Here is a 17,932-nt window from a genome sequence, read left to right on the forward strand (position 1 = left end):
TGACTGTTGGCTACCAGCTCCATCCCCTTCTCCCCTCGTGGGAGAAGGTGCCCGAAGGGCGGATGAGGGGGCCAAGGAGCGCCCAAACCCGCGATTGCAAGGATTTGCGCGCTCTATGCGCCATCAGCCCACCGAGGCGGAACGCCAGCTCTGGCTGCTCCTGCGCGACCGGCGTTTCGCCAACTACAAGTTCAGGCGTCAGGTACCCATCGGCTCGTACATAGCCGATTTCGTTTGCTACGCGGCCAAGCTCATCGTCGAAGCCGATGGCAGCCAACACGTCGAAAGTACGCGCGACGCTGAGAGGGACGCCGAGTTGTCGAGACGTGGCTTCCGCCTCCTCCGCCTCTGGAACAACGATATCCTATCCCGCCCAGATCAAGTGCTCGACGCCGTCTGGAACGCCCTACAGGAGCCAGTATGACCAAGAAACCCGAGGCCCATGCCGGCGGCTGTCAATGCGGCGCTGTCCGCTTCAGCGTCACCCGCCTGGGCCGCCCATCCATCTGCCATTGCCGCATGTGTCAGAAAGCCTTCGGCGGCTTCTTCGGGCCCTTAGCGACCGCGCATAACGCCACCTGGACCCGCGGCGAGCCCAAGTGGTTCCAGTCATCCAACGCCGCCCGCCGCGCCTTCTGCGGCGATTGCGGTACTCCGCTGGCCTACGAGACCCGGTTCGGCCTCGAACTCGCCATCGGCGCCTTCGACGACCCGACGGTCGCGGCCCCGGTCATCCAGGTCAACCTGACCGACAAGCTGCCCTTCTTCGATGGTCTGACCGACCTGCCGGTACGCACCGAAGCCAGCGACGAGTGGCGCGATTTCCTGGCCGGCATTCATTCCAACCAGCATCCCGATCACGACACCGACGACTGGCCACCCCGAGGAGAACGATGATGGAAATGCCCCACGGACCATTTTCCGGCGGTTGCCAGTGCGGCGCCGTGCGCTTCCGCGCCGAAGCTTTGCACGATAATCCGCATGTCTGTTACTGCCGCATGTGCCAGAAGGCGACCGGCAATCTCTTCGCCTCGCTGGTCGGCGTGCGGCATGAGAACCTGACCTGGACCCGGGGCGAGCCCTCGCGCTTCCGCAGTTCCGAACACGTCGATCGCGGCTTCTGCTCCCAATGCGGTACACCACTTTTCTACCAGTGTCTGGGCGGTGAACGCGTCAGCCTGACCATCGGCGCCTTTGACGAACCACATCGCATTGCCCTGCGCTGGCAGATGGGCATGGAGGGTAAGCACCCATCTCTGCTCCATCTCAACGACATCGAAGACCTCGGTACCACCGAAGTCGCCGACGGCGAGGAATCAACCACCGCCATCCGCCTGTCCAACCACCAGCATCCCGACCACGACACCTCCGTCTGGCCCGATCCGAGCTAAGTAGTCCCATGTCCAAAGACCGCGTCTATATCTTCGACACGACGCTGCGCGACGGCGCGCAGACGGCCGGCATCGAGTTCTCGCTCGAGGACAAGATTTCCATTGCCGGCCTGATCGATGAATTGGGCGTGGACTATATCGAGGGCGGCTATCCCGGCGCCAACCCGGTCGATACCGAGTTCTTCGAGCGCAAGCGCACGAAGCGCGCCACCTTTACCGCCTTCGGCATGACCAAGCGGGCAGGGCGCTCTGCCGCCAATGACCCTGGCGTGCAGGCGCTGCTCAATTCGCGGGCTGACGCCACCTGCTTCGTCGCCAAGGCCTGGGACCACCAGGTCAAGGTCGCGCTGGAAATCTCGCTCGAGGAGAACCTCGAAAACCTGCGCGACACCGTCGCCGCCGCCGTGGCTTCGGGCAAGGAAGCGCTTGTTGACTGCGAGCACTTCTTCGACGGCTTCAAGGCCAATCCCGACTACGCGCTCGCCTGTGTCAGCACCGCGCTCGACGCCGGCGCGCGCTGGGTCGTGCTTTGCGATACCAACGGCGGCACCATGCCCAGCGAGGTGCGCGACATCGTCACCGCCGTACGCGCCGTCGCTCCCGGCGATCGCCTGGGCATTCATGCCCATGATGATACCGGCCAGGCCGTCGCCAACACGCTGGCGGCGGTAGAGGCCGGGGTCCGTCAGATCCAGGGTACCCTGAACGGCATCGGCGAGCGCTGTGGTAACGCCAATCTCATCACCATCATCCCCACTCTGGTGCTTAAGCCCGTCTTTGCCGACCGCTTCGAAACCGGCATCGATACGGCGCGCCTCGCACGTCTTACACAAATTTCGCGCGCCTTCGATGACCGGCTGAACCGCGCCCCCTTGCGTCAAGCGCCCTATGTCGGGGCATCGGCATTCGCCACCAAGGCCGGCATCCACGCCTCGGCACTGCTCAAGGACTTCTCGACCTACGAGCATGTCCCGCCCGAAAGCGTCGGCAACGAGCGCTCGATCATGGTCAGCCAGCAGGCGGGCAAGTCCAATCTCCTCACTGCGCTTGCCCGCCACGGCATCGAACTGGCCAAGGACGACCGGCGCCTCGAAAAGCTCCTCGCCACGGTCAAGGAGCGCGAATCGCGCGGCTATTCCTACGATGGCGCCGACGCCTCCTTCGCCGTTCTCGCCCATGAAGTGCTTGGTACGCTGCCCAGCTATTTCACTGTCGAGAACTACCGCGCCAGCGTGGAACGCCGCCACAACGCCCATGGCGAGGAGATCACCGTCACCGAAGCGGTGGTGAAAATCCGCGTCGAGGGTGAGCTATTGATGTCGGTCGCCGAAGGTAACGGCCCGGTCAATGCGCTCGATTTGGCCATGCGCAAAGACCTGGGCAAGTATTCGTCGCGTATCGAAGACCTGGAGCTGGTGGACTTCAAGGTGCGTATCCTCGACGGCGGCACGGGCGCGGTCACCCGTGTACTGGTCGAAAGTCGCGATGGCACCGGAGAGCGGTGGTATACGATCGGCGTGTCGCCCAACATCATTGATGCGTCGTTTGAAGCTCTGTATGAATCGATAACATACAAGCTGTTGAAGACTGAAGCGGCGCAGAGGACAACAGAACAGGTGGCTTAACCGGACGGCACTGCCGTCCTCCGGGAGGACGAACTGGCCGAAACCGCTCCGAAACAACCTCTAGCGCTCACCCTCGGGGCAGCGGCGGTTACCATCGCAGTCATCATCGGTGTGCTGGCGGGCCCGTCCGTCGTGACCTGCTTCAATTTCAGCGATGGCATGGGCCAGTGCCTGCGCGGCAAGATGGTCGGGGCCGGTATTTTGCCCGCGCCAGCCACGGCCGCCGTCGAACCTGGAGCCCCTCTGGTCCAACCGCCAGCCGCCGAAACCGCCATTGGCGAGCCGGTGCTCGATGTCACCGAACCAGCGCCTGCCGAGGTACCGGAAAACCTCGTAGCCGCGACGTTTGGCCTGCTGCGCGCCGAGCCTGACGGTTCGGTGGTCATCGCCGGCAGCGGCACCCCGGGAAGCGAGGTCGAGGTCTATTCCAACGGCGCCTTGCTGGGCAAAACCACAGTCGAGAGCAGTGGTGACTGGGTCTTCGTCCCCGACGCTCCAATCCCGCCGGGCGGTACCGAGATCACTCTGGGTGAGGCTGGCAAGACCGGCCGTGCGGAACAGTCCTTCGTTGTCGCCATCAATGAAGACAAGACCAGCGAGCCGCTCGTCGTCGCCAGCACGCCCGGCGCCGCCAGCGAAGTCCTGCAGGGTATCGATGTGCCCGCCGCTAAACCGACGCAAGTGGCTGTCGCCGAACCCGCCCCGGCCGTCGAACCTGCTGCCGCTACACCAGCGCCCGCCGAAGCACCCGTCGCCGCGGCCCCTGAGGCCGCCGATAATGCGGCACCGGCTGTCGCCACTGTCACCACCCCAGCGGCAGAAACCCCCGCTACGCAGTCGGTCCCCCCAACGTCCGAAGCCGCGCCTGCGGCCGAGGCTCCCGACAATTCACCTCCGGCCGCCGCCACACCGCCGGCCGAGACTCTCGCCGCACCAGCTGCCGAGCCCAGCGCTCCGCCAGCCGCCGGTACCGAGACGGTCGTTGCGGCCGTCGAGCCGGCTCCCGCGACACCAGCGGCGATTCTGGACGCAACCCCGCCCACCATCGACGCCATCGAAATCGAGGGCGACAAGACCTTCTTTGCCGGCGGCGGACCGGAAGGCGCCACCATGCGCCTGTATGTCAACGACCAGTTTATCGCCGATACCATCGTCTCCGACGGCCGTTGGCTGGTCGAGGCCGGCGACGTGCTGAACCAGCCATCCCAGCGCATCCGCATCGACGTACTCCAGCCCGATAGCGCCAAGGTGGCCTCGCGCGCCGAGGTGAATTTCGTGGTCGATCTGCCGGTCGACGAACCGGCGGTCGCGGTTGCCCAGGCCGACGAGGCTACGGCGGCTGCCACCGAACCGCCCGCTGCAACGCCACCTGCTCAGCAAGCAGCGCCGGCCGCCGAGGCCCCGCCTGCTGCCGCTCCAGCCGCCGACACGCCCGCGCCGCCCACGGAGGTGCCACCGAGCGCAGAACCGGCTCCAGCAACGGCGCCGGCTCCTGCCGAGCCTGCCGCTCAGCCAACGGCGGAAGCTGCCGCCCCTGCTCAGCCGGCAGCAGAAGCGGCCGCAACTCCCCCCGCGCCCACGCCTGTGGCAGAGCCAGTCATGACAGCGGCCGAGCCCGCGCCCGCCGCGGAACCAGCAGCAACAGAGCCAACTCCGCCGGCTCAACCGGCAGCCGACGTGCCCACTCTCGTGGCCGTTGCAGTCGGCGATCCCGACGCCGAGCGTTTCGCATCCGGCAAGGCGATCATCCGCCGTGGCGACAATCTCTGGACCATCGCGCGGCGCGTTTATGGCGAAGGCATCAAGTACACCACGATCTACCAGGCCAATACTGGGCAGATCCGCGATCCGGATCGGATTTACCCCGGACAGGTGTTCGATCTGCCCGAGGGCGCCAACTAAACTGAGCAGAAAATGGCCCGCTGAGAAGCGGGCCATTGATTTTTGGGCTGATAGCCCCCATTTCTATCGTAATTCACCGATTGATGCAGTCGAGCCCATGCAAGACGACGATATTGCCACCATCATGCGAGCATTGGGGCACCCCGTGCGCCTCAATATCCTGCGCATCCTGGCGACCCAGCAGCGCGGCGAGTGTTGCTGCGCCGACGTAACCGAAGAACTGCCCCTGGCCCAGTCCACCGTCAGCCAGCACATCAAGGTGCTGCTTGATGCGGGCCTTATCGAGCGCAAGCCGCGTGGCACGCGCAATTGCTACATCGTCCAGCATGACCGGCTGGCGGCGCTTGGCGCGGCCTATTCCGGCATGGTCGCGGGACTTGGGCCCGCCGTCCCGAAACTGGAAGCGGAACCGGCCTGATGTCGTCTGACAGCGTTGAGAAGAAGCCGTCCGTTAGCGCGGAGGAGGGCTCGGTATTCGCCACGATCAAGAATCTGTGGGGCTATATGTGGCCGGCCGACCGGCCCGATCTGCGGCTCCGTGTTGTCCTCGCCATCGGCGCGCTTCTCCTCAGCAAGGTCGCGACCACCCTCATACCCTTCGCCTATAAGGGCATCATCGATAGTCTCGATGGCGCCACGCCCGACAGCACCCTGATCCTCGGCCTTGCCGTGCCGATCGTGCTGGTCATCGCCTACGCGCTGGGCAACGTCATCGACGCTGGCTTCCAGCAACTGCGCGACGTGCTTTTCGCCAGCGTCGGCCAGCATGCCGTGCGCAAGCTGGCGCTCCGCACCTTCCATCACCTGCATCGCCTGTCGCTGCGCTTCCATCTCGCCCGTCGCACCGGTGGCCTGAGCCGCGTCATCGAGCGCGGCACCAAGGGCATCGAAACCATCGTCCGGTTCACGATGCTCAACATCGCCCCGACGCTGGTCGAGTTCGTCATCACCGCCGTCATCTTCGTCTGGATGTTCGGCATCAGCTATCTCGGCGTGCTGGTGGTGATGATCTGGGGTTATCTCTATTTCACCATCAAGGCCTCGAACTGGCGAATTTCCATCCGCCGCGACATGAACGAGTCCGACACCGACGCCAATTCCAAGGCGATCGACAGCCTGCTGAACTTCGAAACGGTGAAGTACTTCGCCAACGAGAAGATGGAGGCCGATCGCTTCGATGGCGCCATGGCGGGCTATGAGCGCTCGGCCATCCGCATCTGGACCTCGCTGGGTTTCCTGAACTTCGGGCAGGCGGTTATCTTCTATGCCGGCTTCCTGATCATCTCGATCATGGCGGTCGTGGGCGTGATGAACCGGACGCTGACACTGGGCGATTTCGTCCTGCTCAACACCTTCCTCATGCAGATCTACCGGCCGCTCAACTTCATCGGCTTCGTCTATCGCGAGCTCCGCCAGGGGCTCACCGATATCGAAGAGATGTTCAAGCTGCTCGACCAGAATCCCGAGATCGAGGACAGCCCCAACGCCAAGCCGCTGGCCATTACTGGCCCGGTGATACGCTTCGAGGACGTGACCTTCCACTACGATCCCGATCGCCCCATCCTCAAGGGCGTGAGCTTCGAAGTGCCCGCGGGCAAGACCGTCGCTATCGTTGGACCCACCGGCGCCGGCAAGTCGACCATCTCGAGGCTGCTTTACCGCTTCTATGACGTCACTGGCGGCTCGATCACCATCGACGGCCAGGACCTGCGCGACATCACGCAGGAGAGCCTCCGCTCGGCCATTGGCATGGTCCCGCAGGATACCGTGCTGTTCAACGACACCATCGGCTACAACATCCAGTACGGTCGTCCCGGTGCCACCCAGGAAGATGTCCGTGCCGCTGCCGCCATGGCCCAGGTCGGCCCGTTCATCGAGGCCCTGCCGAAGGCCTACGAGACACCGGTGGGCGAACGTGGCCTCAAGCTGTCCGGCGGCGAGAAGCAGCGCGTAGCCATTGCCCGCACTATCCTCAAGGCGCCGTCCATCCTCATCCTCGATGAGGCAACCTCTGCCCTTGATACCAAGACCGAGCGCGATATCCAGTCCGCCCTCGATGTCGTGTCCAAGAACCGCACCACAGTGGTCATCGCCCACCGGCTATCAACGGTCGTCAATGCCGACGAAATCCTGGTGCTGCGCGAAGGTGTCGTCGCCGAGCGGGGCAATCACGTCGCCCTGCTGCAAAAGGATGGCCTCTACGCCCAGATGTGGAACCGTCAGCGCGAGGCTACCGAAGCCGAAGAGAAACTGCTGCAGACGGCCAACGATCCCGATGGCTTCGTCAAGCGCGGAGCCCCTGCTGCGGAGTAGGGGGTTACGCCGCCAGCGTCATCTCGGTCCGCACCGCTGCGGCCACGCTGGCCGGGTCCCGGCCCAATAGCCTGAACGCGCGCGCCGTGGTGCCGTGCTGCATGGTCGACACCACCTCCAGCACATGCGCGCCGCTCAGCGGCCCGCTCACACCGTGCTTCCGCAGGGCAGCCAGGCCCTGCAGTACCGCCGCACCCGATGGCGCTGCGGCATACGGCCCCTTCGGCTCCGCCAGCGGTGGCACGTCGCGCTCCGATCCTTCGATCTGATCCGCCCCGACGCCGGCAACGCTGAGCGCAGCCTCGTGGGTCTCCTGCAAAGCCCTAGCGAAATCCGCGCCATCAAGGCCCAGCCTGCCGAATATCCGGCCCGCCGAGCCATCGGGCAGTTCCAGCGCCGCCAGCACGAAGTGCTCGGCGCCCGGCCGCTCCTGATGGTTCGCCCGCGCAATCCGCTCCGCCGCCTCGCACAGCGTCTTGATCGTGCCCATGTCGCGTAAGTTCTGCGTCAGTCTCTTGAACATGTCTGCTCCTAGCTCTTGATATCAGGCGGAATACCGGCCAGCCGCTTGTGGGCGGCCTGCTTGCTGACGCCGAGCGCCTGGGCGATGCGCGCCCATGACCAGCCCTGTGCCAAAGCCTCGGCTACAGCCTTGCGCTCCAGCTTGTCGGCCATCAGCCGCAGGGCGACCACGCTGGCCAAAGCCTGCTCGGGATCGTCGTTGCCATTCTCAGATAGGGTGTCATTCATGCGTCAACAATAGTTGACGCTCCAAATTTGTCAACATCTGTTGACGCGCGCGTCTTGCCAATCCTAGGCTAGCCGTATGACCCAGATTTCCCTCGTCCCGGCCACACCCGACCAACGGCCGGTAATCGCCAACCTGATCCAGCTCTACCTCTACGACATGACCGAGAGCATGCCGTTCCCGGTCGGTGCGGATGGTCGTTTCGAATACGACTTCCTCGACCGCTTCTGGCGCTTCCCCTTCCTGATCATGTCCGGCCAAGAGATTGCGGGCTTCGCCCTCGTCATCGACGAATGCCCGCTGACCGGCCGCAAGCCGCGCTGGTTCATGGCCGAGTTCTTCGTCCTCAAGGCCTATCGGGGCAGGGGCGCCGGCCGGGCGGCGCTTGACGCAGCGATCGCCAACCACCCAGGCGATTGGCACATCGGCGCGCCGAAGCAAAACAGACCGGCTCAGGCCTTCTGGTCGCGCGCTCTGGCATCCCGCCAGCCGGCCATCAGCGATATCAGTTTCGAAGGCGACGACTGGCGATTGTACGCCTTCACTGCGTGATCCAAAACAAAAAGGCCCGCATCACTGCGGGCCTTTCTCATTCGTTGAAGCTTGCCTACTCGGCCGCTTCCGGACGGCTGACTACCGTTACGCCGTTCTGCTGCTTCTCGACCAGTCCAGCATCCTGGCTGACGATGTAGCGCTTGGCGCCGTCGGCATCGGCCGGGATCTCGACAGCAAGGCCGTCAAACCCGGCTGGCGCGGCAGCTGCCGCCACCTGGCCGCGGCCCGTGGCGAACCGGCCAAGACGGCCGAGCTGATGGCCGACCCACTTGATCTGCTTCCACAGCACGTTCGGCGCCACCACCATGACCGGCACCATCACGAGCGTTAGGGCCGTCGATACGAACAGGCCGGACACCAGTGCCGCCGACAAGTGGATGAACCACGAACCGGCAATGCCGCCCACCACGATTTCGCGGCGGATGAAGTCGAACTCGACATTGAGCGCCATCGGGATCACACCCAGGGCCGTCACGGTCGCGGTGAGCAACACCGGCCGCACGCGCTGGCTGATGGTGATCAGCATGGCCTTGACCGGCTCGACATTCTCGTCGCGCTGGTAGTGGTTGTAGGTGTCGATCAGCACGATGCCGTTCTTCACCACGATACCCGCCAGCGCCACGATGCCGAGGCCCGTCATGATCGCCGAGAAGCTCATCCCGGTGACCACCATGCCGAGCAGCACCCCGGCCAGCGACATCACCACCGTCATCAGGGTCACGACCACCTGATAGAAGCTGTTGTACTCGATCAACAGGATACCCGCGATCAGCGCCAGGGCTGCGAACAGCGCCGAGACGATGAAAGCATTGGTGTCGTCGACCTGCTCGGCGGCGCCGCCATACACGATCTTGACGCTTGCCGGCCATTCCTGGGTTGCCTGCCACGCCTTGATCTCTTCGATCTTGGCATCGGCTGCAATGGCTTCCCCGGCCGCATTGGTCGGGTTCAGGTTGGCGGCCACCGTCATCGCATAGACGCCGTTGCGGCGGGCAATGTTGGCAACCTTGGGCACGGCTTTCCGCTCGATGAAGTTCGAGACGGGCACCAGGCCCTGGGCGGTCACGATACGCAGCGAGTCGAGCGCGTCGAAGGTGCGCTCTTCTTCCGGCAGGCGAACGCGGATGTCGAGTTCGTCGCCGCCATCGTCAGGACGATAGCTGCCCAGCTTCACGCCCGAAGTCACGAGCTGCACATAGGGCGATAGCTCACGGACGCCGATGCCATACTTGGCCGCGGCTTCGCGATCGATCGTCACCTGCCAGTCGATACCGGGGGCAGGGCGGCCGTCTTCGACGTCGATAGTGTCGCCCAGATCGTGCTCGATATAGTCGCGTAGCTTCTCCACCGCCGGAGCGATGTCGTCATAGATCGTGCCCTCAACGCGAAGGTTGATGGCCTTGCCTGCCGGCGGGCCGTTTTCCTGAGCGGCGATCTGCACGTCGAGACCCGAAATATGCGCGACGCGGTCGCGGATATTCTGGAAGATTTCGGCGGCCTTCACGCGATCATTATACGGCAACAGCTGCAGATTGAACGAACCGATCGTGTTCGGCGGGCCACCCGAGCTCATCGCATCGCCACCGCCACCAAAGCTCATGATGACGTCCTGGATGCCCTGCACCTGCAGGATCTCGTTCTCGACTTCCACCAGCATGTCGCGGATTTCGATCGGCGAGTAGTTGCCGCGGGTGATGACATTCACAGTGCCGAACTCGGGCTCGGATGCCGGGAAGGCTTCCGTACCGGTCGGGTTCATCAGGTAGACGACGAACATCATCACGACGAGGCCAAAGCCGACGCCGAGTGTAATGATCGGCTGATGCAGCAGATGCTCCATCGTCCGCACATACACACCGGTAACGCCGCCGACCTTCTTGGGGTCGAACTTGTCGGCATACATCACGACGTCGGCGGCTTCCTTGTGCTTGGGGTCCACATGGGTCGAAGCGATGAAGGCGCCGATGATCGGCATGAATATGAGCGCGGAGACGAGCGAGGCGCACATCACCACGATCACGATGATCGGCAGGTAGCTCATGAACTTGCCGATAATGCCCGGCCAGAACAGCAGCGGAATGAACGCACCCAGCGTCGTGAAGGTGGCCGAAACCACCGGCACGAACATCTTGCGCGCGGCCAGGATGAACGCCTCCTTCTTGGAGACGCCTTCCATCAGCTTTCGCTCGGCATATTCCACCACCACGATCGGATCGTCGACGAGCACGCCCACCGCCAGCACGAGGCCGAACATGATCATCATATTGATGGTCATGCCCATCATCTGCACGACGAGGAACGCGATCATGAACGAGATCGGGATCGACATGCCGATCATGATAGCGGGGCGCACGCCCAGCGTTGCGATACAGGTGATCAGCACCAGCGCCACGGCGGTCAGCACCGCCGCTTCCAGCGACCGGAACAGGCTCTTGGTCGAGTCCGCCTGGTCGATCAGGAAGCTGGTCTCGATGCCCTGCGGCCAGTCGGCGGTGAATTCCTCGGTCACGCGGCGCACGTCATCGGAGATGGTGATGACGTTGGTGCCGAGCTTCTTTACGACGCCCAGGGTGATGGCCGGCTGGCCGTTCACATGGGAGTAGGACGTCGCATCTTCGAACGTGCGGGTCACGGTCGCCACATCGCCAAACGTCACCACGGTGTCGCCCGAGGTCTTGAGCGGCAACGAGTAGACGTCGGCGGCGTTCTTGATCAACCCGGGAACTTCGACGTTGAACGAGCCCTGGCCGCTATCCAGCGTACCGCCGGGCACGACCATGTTGTTCTTGGCCAGTGCGTCGAGCAGCTGCTGGGCGGTCAGATCATAGGCCTCGAGACGGTTGAGGTCGATGGTAACTTCCAGCACTTCGTCACGCGAACCCGACAGGGTCACGCTCTGCACGTCGGGCATGGCCTCGAGTTCGTCCTGTAGGTCCTTTGCCCGCCGCACCAGCTCGCGTTCCGGAACGTTGCCGTAAACAGCAACCGACAGCGACGGGATGTCGCTGAACGAGATTTCGGTGACGGTCGGTTCTTTGGCGTCATCGGGCAGGACGGAGGAAATGCCGTCCATCTTGGCGCGGATGTCGGAAAGCGCCTTGTCCTTGTCGGCATTCACATTGAACTCGAGGAACACCGAAGCATGGCCGGTGGTCGAGGTCGACGTGTAGTTTTCCAGCCCGTCGATTTCCTTGATGCGGTCTTCGATCGGCTTCGCCAGCAATTGCTCGGCGTCACGCGGCGACACCCCGGTCTGGGTGACCGAGACGTAGAAGTATGGGATGTCGATTGCCGGGAAGCTTTCCTTGGGCAACGAGCTGTAGGCCGCGAAACCGGCCCCCAGCAGCAGTACCATCACGGTCATTACGACCCGCGGCATCCTGAGGATGCGTTCGATGAAGTCCAGCATGGCTATCAGCTCGCTGTTACGTTGGTAGCTTCGACGGTTTGGCCGTCAACGACATACTCTTGGCCAACCGTGATCACGTCGACCGATGCCGGCAGGCCCAGCACCCACACGCCTTCGCGCGTATCGCTGACGATGGTCACCGGCAGGAACTTCACGGCATTGCCCACCACCGAGCTGATGCCGAGGACGCCATCATCGTTCAGCGTCAGGACAGATTGTGGCAGCAGGTGTGCCGGAGCTGACCCCATATTGACCGTGGCGGTCGCGGTGATGCCGTCGCGGATGGCGCCATCGACGTTCGGTATCTCGATTTCCACCGGGAACGAGCGGGTGGCCGGGTCGGCAACCGACGAGATGAAGGTCACCTTGCCGGCAACGTCCTGGCCGGTAATGGTCTTGATGGTGGCTTCAAGGCCGATCTTGGCGAGGCCGATACGAGCCTCCGGAACCTGGCCGATGAAAACCATCGGGTTGAGCTGGACGATGGTCGCGCAGGGCGAACCCTGAGCCAGCATGGCGCCGGCGGTCACGATCGGGTCCTGCACGACACCGGCCACCTTGGCGTGGATCTCGGTGCGGTCGAGTTCGGCCTGGGCATTGTCGAGCGCAGCCTGGGCGGTGCTGATACCGGCCTTGGCGGCGGTCAGGGCGACTTCCACACCGCGTGCGGTGTTCGGTGCGGCCAGACCCTTGCTGCGCAGCTCGGCATTGGTATCGTAATCGGCCTGTGCCTGCGCCAGCGAGGCGTTGGCCTGTTCGATACCGGCTTTCGCCTGGGCGACGGCGGCAGCGCGCGTACCCTGGTCCAGGGTGCAGAGCAGATCGCCCACAGCCACGTCCTGGCCCTTGGTCACATGAACCGTGTCCACGATTCCGGCGGTCTCGGCGACGGCCCCGACCGAAGCCTTGGCCTGCGTGCGCCCGCGTAGCGGCACTTCGATCGCCATGGGCTGTGCCACATAGGTCGAGGTGCGCACCGACTGCGCCTTGGTCACCGCGCCGGTCTCGGCTTCGGTGCGCTGGGCAATGGTCAGGTTGGGATCGACGGCATGTTCGGTTTCGTGCTGTGCCAGCACGCCGGCTTCGGCAAGCTGGGTCGCGATCGGCCCGTGCTCTTCGCCTTCGAGTACCGAAACGATCGGCCGCTCGCCATTGCCGGGTCCATTGCCGCCCATGACCAGCGTTCCACTCGCCAGCCAGACGCCCGCTAGAACCAGGATCAGAAACGCAACGCCGTAGGAATACAGTGCACGCATGAGAATTCGCCCCTTTACTCAGCCGCGTCTTTCTTTGGCTCGGCTCGCGCTAATGTGATCAGTTCGTGCATATGGGAGCGCAAATGCTGTTCTGCAACGCCCATGACCGCACGACCGTAATTCATGACCCATGTGTCGGACGCGCTCAGGGTGCGTCCCGCCATGGCCTCTTCGAGTTTGCTGCGGTCGGCTTCCGTCCGCTGCAGATATTCATTGATCCGTTCCTCGACCAGCGCGGCCGGCAGGATGTGCGCGTAGCGTGCAAACAACAGGAACGGGCTGCGGAACACGTCGTCGCCGAGCGGCCCGCTCAGTTCCTGGGCAAAGGCGGTGCGGCCGGCCTCGGTGATCGAATACACCTTCTTGGCGGGCTTGCCTTCCTGCTGCTCGGTGCGGCTGGTGACCAGTCTCTCGTCTTCCAGCTTGGCGAGGGCGGGGTAGATTGAGCCGAAGCTCGCCTCGACGAAATACGAGCATTCGCCCTCGACGCAGCGACGCCGGATTTCATAGCCGGTCGCTTCGTCCTCGAAGAGGATCGACAAACAAAGGGTTCTGACGTTCACGCGCTGTCCTCACCGCGTCCATATGCTGGACCGATATATGCCGGGTCTGTATATCTCCGGCGTGAATCGCGCAAGTTGTCTAACCCGCTTCATTGGGCAAGTCAGTTAAGACGGCGTTGCATGGCTCGCCGGCTCAGCCGAGGATTTTGCTCATCTCCGCCGCCGCGCGCCGCGCCAGTTCCCCGCTCGCGGCCGCCACGAAATACGGATTGAGGAAAGCCAGGTCGCGTTTGCCGTAAGTCATGCGCTGGCCATCGAGGGTGACGACCGCTCCGCCCGCAGCCTCTAGCACGGCTTGGCCGGCGGCCGTGTCCCATTCGCTGGTGGGGGTAAAGCGAGGGTAAAGCTGGGCATCGCCGCGCGCCAACAGGCAGAATTTCAGCGACGAACCGACCGACACATCCTCCTCAACCTCTAGCGTTTCGCACAGGGTCGCCAACGCTGCGTGGCCATGCGACCGGCTGGCCACGATGCGCAGTGGCGTCACCGAAGCGACTGATATGGAACGCTTTTCGTCAGCAATGCCGCTTGCGGTGTTGCAGGCCCAGGCGCCCGACGCGTCGCCGATAAAGGTTTCCCCGGTGGCCGGCGCCAGCACCACGCCCATGACGGGCACGCCGTGTTCGACCAGCGCGATGTTCACCGTGAACTCGCCATTGCGCTTGATGAATTCCTTGGTGCCGTCCAGCGGATCGACCACGAAATAGCGTTCGCCCAATACCGGGACGATCCCCGCCGCCACGCTTTCCTCGCCCAATACCGGGATACCGGTGCTTGCCAAATGGTCGAGGATGACGGCCTCCGCTGCCGCATCGGCCTCGGTCACGGGCGAACCGTCCGACTTGGACACTGCGGCAATCGGTCGCGCGTACACATCGAGAATGACGCGCGCCGCAGCTATGGCCGCTTCCAGCACCTGCGTGGTCAGCGCCGCGTCGGTCGGCGCCTGGGTAAGAGCCTCCAACTCAGGCTCCGATCGTCACGTCGAGGCCAAGATCGAGCGGTTTGGCCGCCATGGTGATCTGGCTGGTCGAGATGTAATTGACGCCCGTCTCGCCGATCGAGCGCACCCGGTCGAGCTTGACGCCTCCAGATGCTTCGAGCTTGGCGCGACCGTTGTTGATCGCCACGGCCTGCCGCAGCGTATCGTTGTCCATATTGTCGAGCAGCACGACACGAGCGCCGGCGGCCAGTGCCTCCTCCAGCTCTGCCAGGGTGGTGACTTCGATCTCGATCGCCACCAGGTGCCCGGCAAAGGCCTCGGCCGCCTCATAAGCCGCCGTGACGCTCCCCGCGACAGCGATATGGTTGTCCTTGATCAGGATGGCGTCATCCAGCGAATAACGATGATTGGCCCCGCCGCCGCAGCGCACCGCGTATTTCTGGAACGCCCGCAGTCCGGGCGTCGTCTTGCGCGTATCGCAGATTTGCGCGCCGGTCCCGGCCACCGCATCGGCATATTCGCGCGTCAGCGTGGCGATGCCACTCAGGTGATTGAGAAAATTCAGCGCCACGCGCTCGGCCGACATCACCAGCCGGGCAGGGCCCGTCACCGTGGCAACGACACCGCCTGCGGCTACACGGTCGCCGTCCGCCAGCTTGGGCGTGAACACCACGCCATCGCCCACCAGCCGAAACGCCGCCGCCGCAAGGTCAAGCCCGGCAATGATGCCCGGTTCGCGCGCAGTAAGATCGGCCGTGGCTGTCGCGGTTGGAGAAAGCGTGGCCTGGCTGGTCAGGTCGCCGGCCAGCCCAAGATCCTCTTCGAGCGCAGCGGCAACCGCGCGCTCCACCAGCAGGCGCGGCAATTGAGGCGGCAGACGGTTGGACGTGGGCATTGCTGGCTCTCGCGCGGACGCCGCTGATGTACGCGCCACGCTCCGCCGTTGCAACTCCCACCGCTCTTGGGGCAGGTGTGCGTTTTTGCGCCGACCGGGGTCCTGCTCCCTACCGCAGCAGGCTCTGCCCGCCGTCGATCCAGATCGGCGTGCCCGTAATGTGCCGCGAAGCGTCCGAGGCGAGGAACAGCACCGCATCGGCGACATCGTCCGCCTCGCCCTTCCGGCCGCCAGTCAGCGGAATGTCGCCCTCCGGAAACACGACCGGAATCTCCGTCTCGTCCTCGTCCCTTTGCTCCGTATTGTCGGAAATCTCGGACTCGATCGCCCCCGGGCATACGGCGTTGATGCGGATGCGCCGCCCCGCTAGTTCCAGCGCCAGTTGCTGCACCAGCGCCAATTGCCCGGCTTTGGTCACCGAATAGGCGCTGGCGCCCGGCGTCGTGAAGGTCCGCGTGCCATTTATCGACGAGATGACGACGATCGATCCACCGCCTGCCGCCACCAGATGCGGCACGGCATGGTGGATGGTGAGGTAAGTCCCCCGCAGGTTGACGGCCATCGTCTTGTCCCACTCGTCGGGCTTGAGGCTCTCGATCGGCGCCCAGACGCCGTTAATGCCGGCATTGGCTACCACGATATCGAGGCGCTTGAATTCATGGATGATGCCTGCCATCAGCCGGCGCATCGCAACATCTTCCGACGCGTCGGCGATCATCGCTCGGGCCTGTCCACCCTCGGATTCGATCTGCTTGGCGGTCTCCTCGACCTCTTTGGCCGTCCGGCTCATTGCCACCACGATGGCCCCAGCTGCGGCGAGTTTCATTGCCGAGGCCTTGCCAATACCCGACCCGGCGCCCGTCACCAGCGCCACCTTGCCCTTAAGATCGTCCATCCATCATGCCCTCCGTTTCGCCACACAACGCGCGAAACGGAGGAAGGTTGGCCTACGCCTGGTGGCGGTTCTTGTCAGTGTGATCGGCCTCGATGATCGCCGCCGTCAGGCTGCCTGTGGCCGGATAGAGCGGGATCAGGCAGGCCTGCAGCGCGTGGTAGATATCGGGCTTACCGACAAACAGCCGCGATGTCAGCGTCAGGTCTTCCTTCAGCTCGCTGCGCCAGCCGCCGCGCTCGTGGTCGATCACGTGGTTCTCGGCATAGTCCCAGAGCTTGCGGTACCATGATTGGAAATAGTGATCCCTCTCATGGGTGCTCAGCACCGACGCTGCGCCAATCGCCTCGCTCACCGGCCACCACAGCTTCTCGCGCATGATGGGCTTGTTGTCCCAATCCAGCGTGTAGAAGAACCCGCCATGCACCTTGTCCCAGCCCAGCTCCACCGATTGATGAAACAACTGGCGCGCCGCGCTGGTCATCCATGACAGCCGCTTGTTGCCCAGCGTCCAAAGCTGGAACAGCAGTCGCGACCATTCCAGCCAATGCCCCGGCGTCGCGCCGGACGGGCGGAACATCTCGTTGCCGGCATAATTCTTGTCGAGCACCCAGTTCTCGTCGAAATGCTCAGCCACACGATGCCCCAGTGGAACCGCATTCTTGGCGATGATCAGCTCGGCGATGCGCTCGGCCTTAACAAGGTAGTCCCGATTACCCGTCGCCTCGAACGCCGCCATCAGCGCTTCGGTCATGTGCATATTGGCGTTCTGCCCGCGATAGGGCAGCAGCTTCGACCAGTCCTGGCTATACTCGTCGCGAACCGCGCCACTTTTCTCGTCCCAGAACCGCGCGTTGATCACCTGCGTCACGTCGGCGATCATCTGGTCAGCCAGGGGGTGGCCAACGAGCTTGGCGCTCGATGCTGCCAGCAGCACGAAAGCGTGCCCATAGGCCTGCTTCGAGCCGTCGGTAATCCCGTTATTGTCGAGACCCCAGACGTAGCCGCCATAATGCTTGTCGCGGTGCTTGTCCCACAGGTAGCGCATGCCATGGTCGACGATCTCGTCGGAACCCGGCCGCCCGATCAGGCTGCCGATGGCGAAGCAGTGCACCATGCGCGACGTGCCGTGAATCTGCCGCGTCGAATTATCAGCGCTCAGTGGCCTGCCATCGTCATCCAGCTCGAAAAACCCACCCTTGGGGTTGATCGACGGTGCCTCGAAGAAATCAAACAGATTATTGGCCTGCCGCATCAGATATTGCCGGTGAAACGGCCGGCTTTGCCATGGACTGGAATTGGTCTTGGGCAGGGTTGCTTCCGCGTCAGTCATAATCGCTCCCGGCCAGCAAAAACAAAGCGCTGGCTCCTCTCCTCACCGAGCTATAGCCGCGGAATAGCAACGTTGCAAACCCTCTCGCCAGTTGCTTCAAATTGCCA

Annotated in this window: 17 protein-coding genes; 8 read left to right on the plus strand and 9 right to left on the minus strand. The window is 63.8% G+C overall.

The genetic code is table 11. The features are described from left to right. Nucleotides 1–115: 115 nt before the first annotated feature. From MF606_RS06325 to MF606_RS06355, 7 genes are all read left to right on the plus strand, one after another. Nucleotides 116–424 (plus strand): endonuclease domain-containing protein, encoded by a 309-nt coding sequence (locus MF606_RS06325; protein ID WP_240232962.1) that lies wholly within the window; start codon nt 116–118, stop codon nt 422–424. Beyond that, nucleotides 421–897, plus strand: coding sequence for a GFA family protein (locus tag MF606_RS06330; RefSeq protein ID WP_240232963.1), 477 nt, complete (start codon nt 421–423; stop codon nt 895–897). The genes MF606_RS06325 and MF606_RS06330 overlap by 4 nt, the downstream gene beginning before the upstream one ends. Further along, the gene (locus MF606_RS06335) at nt 897–1,391 is read left to right on the plus strand and encodes a GFA family protein (RefSeq protein WP_240232964.1); all 495 of its coding nucleotides are present in this window, start codon (nt 897–899) and stop codon (nt 1,389–1,391) included. Before MF606_RS06330 ends, MF606_RS06335 begins: the two co-directional genes overlap by 1 nt. Before the next feature lie 8 nt (nt 1,392–1,399). Beyond that, nucleotides 1,400–3,016 (plus strand): citramalate synthase, encoded by a 1,617-nt coding sequence (gene cimA, locus MF606_RS06340; protein WP_240232965.1) that lies wholly within the window; start codon nt 1,400–1,402, stop codon nt 3,014–3,016. Between the two features lie 132 nt (nt 3,017–3,148). Continuing rightward, nucleotides 3,149–4,918, plus strand: a complete 1,770-nt coding sequence (locus MF606_RS21610; RefSeq protein WP_275693130.1) for a LysM peptidoglycan-binding domain-containing protein — start codon at nt 3,149–3,151, stop codon at nt 4,916–4,918. Between the two features lie 97 nt (nt 4,919–5,015). Continuing rightward, entirely contained in the window at nt 5,016–5,336 is a 321-nt protein-coding gene (locus MF606_RS06350; RefSeq protein WP_240232966.1) for an ArsR/SmtB family transcription factor, read from the plus strand. Continuing rightward, on the plus strand, nt 5,336–7,231 hold the full coding sequence (locus MF606_RS06355) for an ABCB family ABC transporter ATP-binding protein/permease (protein ID WP_240232967.1): 1,896 nt from the start codon (nt 5,336–5,338) through the stop codon (nt 7,229–7,231). The genes MF606_RS06350 and MF606_RS06355 overlap by 1 nt, the downstream gene beginning before the upstream one ends. A 4-nt stretch (nt 7,232–7,235) precedes the next feature. On the opposite strand, the gene MF606_RS06360 is transcribed toward MF606_RS06355, so the two are convergent. Continuing rightward, complete coding sequence (locus tag MF606_RS06360; protein ID WP_240232968.1) at nt 7,236–7,754, minus strand: Clp protease N-terminal domain-containing protein; 519 nt, start codon at nt 7,752–7,754, stop codon at nt 7,236–7,238. A gap of 8 nt (nt 7,755–7,762) precedes the next feature. Next, nucleotides 7,763–7,981 (minus strand): helix-turn-helix domain-containing protein, encoded by a 219-nt coding sequence (locus tag MF606_RS06365; protein WP_240232969.1) that lies wholly within the window; start codon nt 7,979–7,981, stop codon nt 7,763–7,765. Between the two features lie 76 nt (nt 7,982–8,057). Here MF606_RS06365 and MF606_RS06370 point away from each other — a divergent pair, with 76 nt between their 5' ends. Further along, complete coding sequence (locus tag MF606_RS06370; protein ID WP_240232970.1) at nt 8,058–8,531, plus strand: GNAT family N-acetyltransferase; 474 nt, start codon at nt 8,058–8,060, stop codon at nt 8,529–8,531. A 55-nt stretch (nt 8,532–8,586) separates the two neighbouring features. Here MF606_RS06370 and MF606_RS06375 read toward each other — a convergent pair whose 3' ends face one another. The 7 genes from MF606_RS06375 to MF606_RS06405 form a co-directional block, all read right to left on the minus strand. Beyond that, entirely contained in the window at nt 8,587–11,943 is a 3,357-nt protein-coding gene (locus tag MF606_RS06375) for an efflux RND transporter permease subunit (RefSeq protein ID WP_240232971.1), read from the minus strand. A gap of 5 nt (nt 11,944–11,948) precedes the next feature. Next, nucleotides 11,949–13,199, minus strand: a complete 1,251-nt coding sequence (locus MF606_RS06380) for an efflux RND transporter periplasmic adaptor subunit (RefSeq protein WP_240232972.1) — start codon at nt 13,197–13,199, stop codon at nt 11,949–11,951. Between the two features lie 14 nt (nt 13,200–13,213). Beyond that, on the minus strand, nt 13,214–13,762 hold the full coding sequence (locus MF606_RS06385; RefSeq protein ID WP_240232973.1) for a PadR family transcriptional regulator: 549 nt from the start codon (nt 13,760–13,762) through the stop codon (nt 13,214–13,216). Nucleotides 13,763–13,895: 133 nt separating this feature from the next. Next, nucleotides 13,896–14,726 carry a 3'(2'),5'-bisphosphate nucleotidase CysQ gene (gene cysQ / locus MF606_RS06390; protein ID WP_240232974.1) on the minus strand — a complete coding sequence of 277 codons (831 nt, stop codon included), beginning with the start codon at nt 14,724–14,726 and terminating at the stop codon, nt 13,896–13,898. Between the two features lies 1 nt (nt 14,727). Next, nucleotides 14,728–15,600, minus strand: coding sequence for a carboxylating nicotinate-nucleotide diphosphorylase (nadC, locus tag MF606_RS06395; protein WP_240232975.1), 873 nt, complete (start codon nt 15,598–15,600; stop codon nt 14,728–14,730). A gap of 109 nt (nt 15,601–15,709) precedes the next feature. After that, nucleotides 15,710–16,495 carry an SDR family oxidoreductase gene (locus MF606_RS06400; RefSeq protein WP_240232976.1) on the minus strand — a complete coding sequence of 262 codons (786 nt, stop codon included), beginning with the start codon at nt 16,493–16,495 and terminating at the stop codon, nt 15,710–15,712. Between the two features lie 52 nt (nt 16,496–16,547). Then, nucleotides 16,548–17,825, minus strand: a complete 1,278-nt coding sequence (locus MF606_RS06405) for an AGE family epimerase/isomerase (RefSeq protein ID WP_240232977.1) — start codon at nt 17,823–17,825, stop codon at nt 16,548–16,550. Nucleotides 17,826–17,932: the final 107 nt, after the last annotated feature.

The sequence above is a fragment of the Devosia lacusdianchii genome (assembly GCF_022429625.1).
Lineage (GTDB): Bacteria > Pseudomonadota > Alphaproteobacteria > Rhizobiales > Devosiaceae > Devosia > Devosia lacusdianchii.

Bases quoted from the DNA above. Each gene is read 5' to 3' on its own strand.
- MF606_RS06330 (WP_240232963.1), top strand. From the start codon at position 421: ATGACCAAGAAACCCGAGGCCCATGCCGGCGGCTGTCAATGCGGCGCT.
- MF606_RS06325 (WP_240232962.1), top strand. From the start codon at position 116: ATGCGCCATCAGCCCACCGAGGCGGAACGCCAGCTCTGGCTGCTCCTG.
- MF606_RS06405 (WP_240232977.1), bottom strand. From the start codon at position 17,825: ATGACTGACGCGGAAGCAACCCTGCCCAAGACCAATTCCAGTCCATGG.
- MF606_RS06400 (WP_240232976.1), bottom strand. From the start codon at position 16,495: ATGGACGATCTTAAGGGCAAGGTGGCGCTGGTGACGGGCGCCGGGTCG.
- MF606_RS06365 (WP_240232969.1), bottom strand. From the start codon at position 7,981: ATGAATGACACCCTATCTGAGAATGGCAACGACGATCCCGAGCAGGCT.
- MF606_RS06355 (WP_240232967.1), top strand. From the start codon at position 5,336: ATGTCGTCTGACAGCGTTGAGAAGAAGCCGTCCGTTAGCGCGGAGGAG.
- nadC (WP_240232975.1), bottom strand. From the start codon at position 15,600: ATGCCCACGTCCAACCGTCTGCCGCCTCAATTGCCGCGCCTGCTGGTG.
- MF606_RS06335 (WP_240232964.1), top strand. From the start codon at position 897: ATGGAAATGCCCCACGGACCATTTTCCGGCGGTTGCCAGTGCGGCGCC.
- cimA (WP_240232965.1), top strand. From the start codon at position 1,400: ATGTCCAAAGACCGCGTCTATATCTTCGACACGACGCTGCGCGACGGC.
- MF606_RS06380 (WP_240232972.1), bottom strand. From the start codon at position 13,199: ATGCGTGCACTGTATTCCTACGGCGTTGCGTTTCTGATCCTGGTTCTA.
- MF606_RS06360 (WP_240232968.1), bottom strand. From the start codon at position 7,754: ATGTTCAAGAGACTGACGCAGAACTTACGCGACATGGGCACGATCAAG.
- MF606_RS06375 (WP_240232971.1), bottom strand. From the start codon at position 11,943: ATGCTGGACTTCATCGAACGCATCCTCAGGATGCCGCGGGTCGTAATG.
- MF606_RS06350 (WP_240232966.1), top strand. From the start codon at position 5,016: ATGCAAGACGACGATATTGCCACCATCATGCGAGCATTGGGGCACCCC.
- MF606_RS06370 (WP_240232970.1), top strand. From the start codon at position 8,058: ATGACCCAGATTTCCCTCGTCCCGGCCACACCCGACCAACGGCCGGTA.